Below are 4,802 nucleotides of genomic sequence, written 5' to 3' on the forward strand. Positions count from 1 at the left end.
GTCGCGCCGGTTTCGGCGGCGATCCGGTCCATCACCGCAAGCACCGCAGGACCGCGTCCTTCCATATAGGACTTCGCCTTGTACCCGCGGGGGCTCTGCCGAAGATCGTCGGCGCCGCGATATTTCCCCGACAAATAGCCCGAGGCGAGGCTGTAGTATGGGATCACGCCAATATTCCCGGCGACACAAAGCTGTTGCAGCGGCCCCTCATACTGGTCGCGGTCAAGCAGGTTGAGCTCGGGCTGCATCACCGTGAAACGCGGCAGGCCTTTCTCATCGGCGATGCGCAGCGCTTCGGCCAGCCGTTCGGCGCTATAGTTGGAGGCACCGATCGCACGGACTTTGCCGGCGTCGATCAGTTCGCCAAATGCGCCGAGCACTTCGTCGAGCGGAACATCGGGATCGTCCTTGTGCGCGAAGTAGAGGTCGATCGTCTCGACGCCAAGCCGGTCCAGCGATGCACCGGCCGCGGCGCGGATGCGGTCGGGCTGGAGTCCCTGACCGCCTTCGCCGGGAAGCATCCCGACCTTGGTCGCGATCAGCATCTTGTCCCGCGCCCCGCTGCCCTTCAGCCATTCGCCGATCATGGTTTCGGACTCGCCGCCCGAATGTCCCTCGGCCCAGGCCGAATAGACGTCGGCGGTATCGATCATCCGCCCGCCGCCTTCGATAAAGCGATCGAGCACGGCAAAGCTCGCCGCGCGGTCGGCCGTCCAGCCGAAGACATTGCCGCCAAGAACGAGCGGCGGAGTCGAAAGTCCGCTTTGGCCAAGAGGCTTGTCGGTCATCGGACGCTTCCCTTCTTCACCGTTGCCACCGCTTCGCGCGGATTGTCGCTGAACAGGCCATCGATACCGGTTTTCAGATAAGCGTCAATTTCGGCCGCGAGGTCGCCATGGCCGGCGGGATTGATCCCGCCCTTGTCGCCGAGCGGCAGGAAGTAGTTTTCGCGGCGGAAGGTCCAGGGATGGACCTTGAGCCCCGCGGCATGGGCATCGTGCACAAGCGTCGTGGGATCGCCGAGCCGGCCGAGCACCCCACGCGGGATGACCATTTCCTTGTAAGGGCCGATCCCGTCGGCATAGGCCGCGATCGCCTTGAGCCCGGCGGGCGACGTCATCGCGGCATAGCTGGTACCGGGCGTGTCGGCTGGCCCGCCTTCGCCGTCCAAGAGCTGGATCAGCGGCAGGTCGCTCTTCGCGCGCAGCGCCTTGAGATTGCCGACCTCGAAGCTCTGGATAAACACGGGCGCCTTGCGGTCCCGATAACCGAAGCGGTCGAGTATCGCGAGCAGCGGCGCCTCGTGCGGCAGGCCGATCGACACGAAATAGCTCGGATGCTTGGTTTCGGGATAGACGCCAACGGGCACCTTGCGCCCCTTGTTCGCCTCGGCGAGGAAGGTCAGGATTTCCTCGAACGTCGGGATTTCAAATTGCCCGTCATATTCGGTGCTGCGCAGCTGCGGCAGACGCTCGCGCGCGCGCAGCGTCTTGAGTTCGGCGAGCGTGAAATCCTCGGTGAACCAGCCGCTGACCTCTTTCCCGTCGATCGTCTTCGTCGCCTTGCGGCCTGCGAATTCGGGATGGTTCGCGACGTCGGTCGTCTCCGAAATCTCGTTCTCGTGCCGCGCGACGAGCACACCGTCCCTGGTCAGCACGAGGTCGGGTTCGATATAATCGGCGCCCAGTTCGATCGCGAGCTTGTAGCCGGCGATCGTATGTTCGGGCCGCTCGCCCGACGCGCCGCGATGCGCGATCACGATCGGCGGCTGGCCGTCGAGGGTTGCCTGCGCGGTCACCGGTTCAGCCGCGCAGCCGGCGGACAGCATCAGGGCCAGCAGGGCCGCGAACCGCCGTATCATGCCGCAAAACGCGTCTGCCAGTCGCTCGCCGAAAAGCCGACGCTGATCCCGTCCGCGGCTTCGACCACCGGGCGGCGGATCATTGCCGGCTGCTCCAGCATCAGCGCTTTGGCCGAGGCCGCATCGAGCCCGTCCTTCTCGGCATCGGGCAGCTTGCGAAAGGTCGTTCCTGCCTTGTTGAGCAGTTTCTCCCAACCAAGCGCGTCGATCCAGTCCTGGAGCCGCGCGGCGTCGAGCCCATCCTTGCGCACGTCGTGAAAGCGGTGGGCGACACCCTGCTCGTCGAGCCAGCGCCGCGCCTTCTTCACCGTGTCGCAGTTCGAAATGCCATAAAGAATCAGCGTCATGAAACCGGGAGTAGCAGGAGCCGATTACATATTCGAGGCGTCAGATGCCTTAGGCCCCTCGGAAATCGGCGGCCGGCCGGCGATACGCGTATTCGCGCTCGCCAATTTGCCGCGCAGCGCACGCGCAAAACCTTCGTGGAGCGCGCCCGCGAGGTCGGGATTGGCGGCGAGATACGCCCGCAACGCTGCGGCGGGAACGAACCACAACCGCGCATTGCTGCCCAGCACGACCGTACCGGTGGCGTATGAACCGTCGAGCACGGTTGCTTCGCCGATCAGCGCGCCGTCCGACAATTTCCCGACCTCGGCGCCGTCGCGCTGGATCGCGGCGAGCCCCTCGGCAAGGTAGAAAAGGCTGGGTGCCGCCTGGTTCTCGCGGATCAGCACTTCGCCCCGGCGTGCCGAAATCCAGTGCCCCTGATCGATCAGGCCGCGCGCCGCGACCGGACTCAGCCGGGCGAAATGCTGGCGGCGCAATTCCTCTTCCTCGGCCGAAAATCGGACGTTCGTCCCGCGCAGCCACAGCCGCGTCAATATACCGATGTTGACGACGAGGATCGCCAGCACCAGCATGCCATAACCGACATCGGGCTCACGGAAGAAGACAAGCGGCAGGGCGACAAGCGCCGCGGCGGCGAGACCGATGCGTACGTAGTCGATGCGCACGACGAAGCTCGTCGCGAGCAGCAACATCAGCACCCCGTATACGAACCATGCGGAATCGAAATTCGCCATAGCCAATCGCTTCGCGTCGAGACCCGAAGTCGGGTCACCGGTGTATAACGTTACCGATAGTCAAATGCCTTGGTTGCGTCCCGATTGTCGTTTCAAAAGCTTGTAACAAACTATCAGTTTTTGCCGCTCAAGAAAAGCATAGGTGCGCAAATGTCACGATAATGCTAATTTTGCGGTTTGCCCGTGCCGCAAACATTGCGTCCGCGCGGCATAAGCGCCATGTGGCGCTCGATTCGAACGCGAAAAGAACAGGCAGATGACGAAAAATTGGCAACCGCACAGCTGGCGCTCGCACGAAGCCCGCCAGCTTCCCACCTATCGCGACGGCGAGGTACTCGCGGCAGCGGAACGTGAACTGAGCAACTATCCGCCGCTGGTTTTTGCGGGCGAAGCGCGCGACCTGACCGCCGACCTTGGCCGCGTGGCCGAAGGCAAGGCGTTCCTGCTCCAGGGGGGCGACTGCGCCGAAAGCTTTGCCGAATTCCATCCGAACAATATCCGCGACACCTTTCGCGTCCTCCTTCAGATGGCGGTCGTGCTGACGTTCGCGTCGAAGATGCCGGTGGTAAAGCTTGGCCGTATGGCGGGCCAGTTCGCGAAGCCGCGTTCAGCCGACATGGAAGATATCGATGGCGTGTCGCTGCCGAGCTATCGCGGCGATATCATCAACGACATCGCGTTCGAAGAAGCCGGCCGCGAACCCGACCCGCAGCGCATGGTCAAGGCGTATAACCAGTCGGCGGCGACGCTGAATCTGCTGCGCGCCTTCGCGAACGGCGGCTATGCAAACCTGCATCAGGTCAACGCCTGGACGCACGACTTCATGGACCGCAGCCCATGGGCGAAGAAATATCAGGAAACGGCAGCGCGGATTTCCGAAGCGCTTGCCTTCATGGAAGCGTGCGGCGTGACGCCGGAAACGGTGCCGCAGATCAAGGGCACCAGCTTCTACACCAGCCATGAGGCGCTGCTGCTCCCCTATGAGCAGGCGCTGACGCGGCAGGACAGCCTGACCGGCGGCTGGTACGACACGTCGGGCCATTTCCTGTGGGTCGGCGACCGCACCCGTTTCGAGGGTTCGGCGCATATCGAGTACCTCCGCGGCATCGGCAATCCGGTCGGCATGAAGTGCGGCCCCAGCCTCGAGCCCGACGTATTGCTGCGCCTGCTCGACACGCTGAATCCGAACCATGTCGCGGGACGCATGACGCTGATCACGCGTTACGGCCATGACAAGATCGAGGCGCACCTGCCCAAGCTGGTGCGCGCGGTGAAGGAATCGGGCCACCCCGTCGTCTGGTCGTGCGACCCGATGCACGGCAATGTCATCAAGACGCCCAACGGCTACAAGACGCGCCCGTTCGAGCGCATCCTCGCCGAAGTGCGCGGCTTCTTCGCCGTGCACCGTGCCGAGGGCACGCATGGCGGCGGCATCCATATCGAGATGACCGGCCAGAATGTCACCGAATGCACCGGCGGCGCGATGGACGTAACCCAGATGGATCTCGCCGACCGCTATCACACGCATTGCGACCCGCGTCTCAACGCGGGGCAGAGCCTCGAACTCGCCTTCCTGCTCGCCGAGATGCTCAATCAGGAAATGGCGGATCGGGCAAAGCAGGCGGCTTGATCCGAGCTGATAGGATATATGGGTCCCCGCGAAGGCGGGGACCCATCACCCGCCGCTGACATCCGAAGCCGTCGGAGATGGCCCCCGCCTTCGCGGGGGCGACGGGTTAATTAAGCCGCCTGCTTCGCGCGGTCGGCCATTTCCTGGTTGAGCATCTCGGCGAGCAGGAACGCGAGCTCCAAGCTCTGGCCCGCGTTCAAACGCGGGTCGCAGTGCGTGTGATAGCGGT

Annotated in this window: 6 protein-coding genes; 1 reads left to right on the forward strand and 5 read right to left on the reverse strand. The window is 63.9% G+C overall.

The window, feature by feature from the left end:
• The 4 genes from VGD20_RS02250 to VGD20_RS02265 form a co-directional block, all read right to left on the reverse strand.
• On the reverse strand, positions 1-788 hold a 788-nt coding region (locus tag VGD20_RS02250; RefSeq protein WP_331132896.1), incomplete at its 3' end, for an aldo/keto reductase.
• Positions 785-1,861 (reverse strand): glycerophosphodiester phosphodiesterase, encoded by a 1,077-nt coding sequence (locus VGD20_RS02255; protein WP_331132897.1) that lies wholly within the window; start codon positions 1,859-1,861, stop codon positions 785-787. The genes VGD20_RS02255 and VGD20_RS02250, both read right to left, overlap by 4 nt.
• Positions 1,858-2,208, reverse strand: a complete 351-nt coding sequence (locus VGD20_RS02260) for an ArsC family reductase (RefSeq protein WP_331132898.1) — start codon at positions 2,206-2,208, stop codon at positions 1,858-1,860. The genes VGD20_RS02255 and VGD20_RS02260 overlap by 4 nt, the downstream gene beginning before the upstream one ends.
• Before the next feature lie 24 nt (positions 2,209-2,232).
• Positions 2,233-2,943, reverse strand: coding sequence for a cyclic nucleotide-binding domain-containing protein (locus VGD20_RS02265; protein WP_331132899.1), 711 nt, complete (start codon positions 2,941-2,943; stop codon positions 2,233-2,235).
• A gap of 256 nt (positions 2,944-3,199) precedes the next feature.
• Between VGD20_RS02265 and VGD20_RS02270 the strand changes: the two genes are divergently transcribed.
• On the forward strand, positions 3,200-4,573 hold the full coding sequence (locus VGD20_RS02270; protein WP_331132900.1) for a class II 3-deoxy-7-phosphoheptulonate synthase: 1,374 nt from the start codon (positions 3,200-3,202) through the stop codon (positions 4,571-4,573).
• Positions 4,574-4,683: 110 nt separating this feature from the next.
• On the opposite strand, the gene VGD20_RS02275 is transcribed toward VGD20_RS02270, so the two are convergent.
• Positions 4,684-4,802, reverse strand: a 119-nt coding sequence (locus VGD20_RS02275) for a 3-deoxy-7-phosphoheptulonate synthase (RefSeq protein ID WP_331132901.1), incomplete at its 5' end; no start/stop codon positions are given.

The sequence above is a fragment of the Sphingopyxis sp. genome (assembly GCF_036402335.1).
Taxonomy (GTDB): domain Bacteria; phylum Pseudomonadota; class Alphaproteobacteria; order Sphingomonadales; family Sphingomonadaceae; genus Sphingopyxis.

Coding starts and splice junctions, on each gene's coding strand:
- VGD20_RS02260 (WP_331132898.1), bottom strand. CDS start 2,208: ATGACGCTGATTCTTTATGGCATTTCGAACTGCGACACGGTGAAGAAG.
- VGD20_RS02265 (WP_331132899.1), bottom strand. CDS start 2,943: ATGGCGAATTTCGATTCCGCATGGTTCGTATACGGGGTGCTGATGTTG.
- VGD20_RS02255 (WP_331132897.1), bottom strand. CDS start 1,861: ATGATACGGCGGTTCGCGGCCCTGCTGGCCCTGATGCTGTCCGCCGGC.
- VGD20_RS02270 (WP_331132900.1), top strand. CDS start 3,200: ATGACGAAAAATTGGCAACCGCACAGCTGGCGCTCGCACGAAGCCCGC.